Genomic DNA, 1,944 nt, shown 5'->3' with positions numbered 1-1,944 from the left:
CAGAGTCTTGATCTGGTCCGTCGTCAGAGCGCCGACCTGGGCGCTGGTGAGCACCTTGAACTGGTCGGAGCCCAGGGCATTGAGGTCATCGCTGACCATGCCGCGGATCTGAGCGGTGGTGAGCGCGGCGACTTGTGCGGTGGTCAGCGCGCCGATCTGGTCAGAGCCCAGGGCGCCGATCTGGTCGGTGCTCAGGGCCTTGATGGCGGCGGTGCTGAGGGCACGCAGGTCGTCGGTCTCCAGGGCCGCGACTTGATCGGTGCTCAGTCCGCGGACCTGGCTGCTGGTCAGGGCAGCCGCCTGTGCGGTGGTCAGCGCCTTGATCTCGTCGGTGCTCAGCCCGCCGAACTGGTTGCCCGGGGTGGTGGCCAGGGCGGCGATCTGGGCCGAGCTCAGGGCCACGATCTGGTCGCTGCTCAGGGCGGCCACCTGGTCACTGGACAAGGCGCGGATGGCCCCCGTGCTCATGGCACGCAGGTCATCGGTCTCGATCTTGGCGATCTGGTCGCTGGTGAGGCCGGCGACCTGGGCGCTGGTCAGCGCAGCGGCCTGGGCCGTGGTGAGGGCGACCACTTCATCCGTGGTCAGCGCGCCGATCTGGGCGGAGTTCATGCCGCGCAGGGCCGCGGTGTTGATGGCCGCGAGGTCTTCGGTCTGCAGCGTCTTGATCTGGTCCGTCGTCAGAGCGCCGACCTGGGCGCTGGTGAGCACCTTGAACTGGTCGGAGCCCAGGGCATTGAGGTCATCGCTGACCATGCCGCGGATCTGAGCGGTGGTGAGCGCGGCGACTTGTGCCGTGGTCAGCGCGCCGATCTGGTCGGAGCCCAGGGCGCCGATCTGGTCGGTGCTCAGGGCCTTGATGGCGGCGGTGCTGAGGGCACGCAGGTCGTCGGTCTCCAGGGCCGCGACTTGATCGGTGCTCAGGCCGCGGATCTGGCTGCTGGTCAGGGCAGCCGCCTGGGCGGTGGTCAGCGCCTTGATCTCGTCGGTGCTCAGTCCGCCGAACTGGTTGCCCGGGACGGTGGTCAGGGCTGCGATCTGGGCCGAGGTCAGCGCGACCAGTTGGTCCGAGGACAAGGCCGCGATCTGGTCGCTGGACAGGGCACGGATGGCCCCCGTGCTCATGGCACGCAGGTCATCGGTCTCGATCTTGGCGATCTGGTCGCTGGTGAGGCCGGCGACCTGAGCGCTGGTCAGCGCAGCGGCCTGGGCCGTGCTCAGGGCCACGATCTCGTCCGTGGTCAGCGCGCCGATCTGGGCGGAGTTCATGCCGCGCAGGGCCGCGGTGTTGATGGCCGCGAGGTCTTCGGTCTGCAGCGTCTTGATCTGGTCCGTCGTCAGAGCGCCGGCCTGGGCGCTGGTGAGCACCTTGAACTGGTCGGTGCCCAGGGCGTTGAGGTCATCGCTGGCCAGGGCGCGCAGCTGGGCGGTGGTCAGGGCTGTGACTTGGGCGGTGGTCAGTGCACCGATCTGGTCGCTGCTCAGGGCGGCGAACTGATCGCTGCTCAGCGCCTTGATGGTGCTGGTGCTGATGGCGCGCAGGTCGTCGGTCTCCAGCTTGACGAGTTGGTCGCTGGTCAGGCCCCCGATCTGGCCGGTGGTCAGTGCGGCGGCCTGGGCCGTGCTCAGGGCCACGATCTCGTCCGTCGTCAGGGCGGCCAGTTGGGCGGAGTTCATGCCGCGCAGGGCCGCGGTGTTGATGGCCGCGAGGTCCTCGGTCTGCAGAGTCTTGATCTGGTCCGTCGTCAGAGCGCCGACCTGGGCGCTGGTGAGCACCTTGAACTGGTCGGAGCCCAGGGCATTGAGGTCATCGCTGACCATGCCGCGGATCTGAGCGGTGGTGAGCGCGGCGACTTGTGCGGTGGTCAGCGCGCCGATCTGGTCAGAGCCCAGGGCGCCGATCTGGTCGGTGCTCAGGGCCTTGATGGCGGCGGTGCTGAGGGC

General features: G+C 68.8%; 1 pseudogene. It reads right to left on the bottom strand.

The features are described 5' to 3' along the window. Positions 1 to 1,944: pseudogene (locus tag ACS5PK_RS22575) on the bottom strand (heme utilization protein); the annotation flags it as partial.

This window comes from Roseateles sp. DB2, from assembly GCF_051857535.1.
Classification (GTDB): domain Bacteria; phylum Pseudomonadota; class Gammaproteobacteria; order Burkholderiales; family Burkholderiaceae_C; genus Roseateles_B.
Note: the sequence above shows the minus strand (reverse complement) of the source record. Positions and strands in the feature narration are given on the sequence as shown.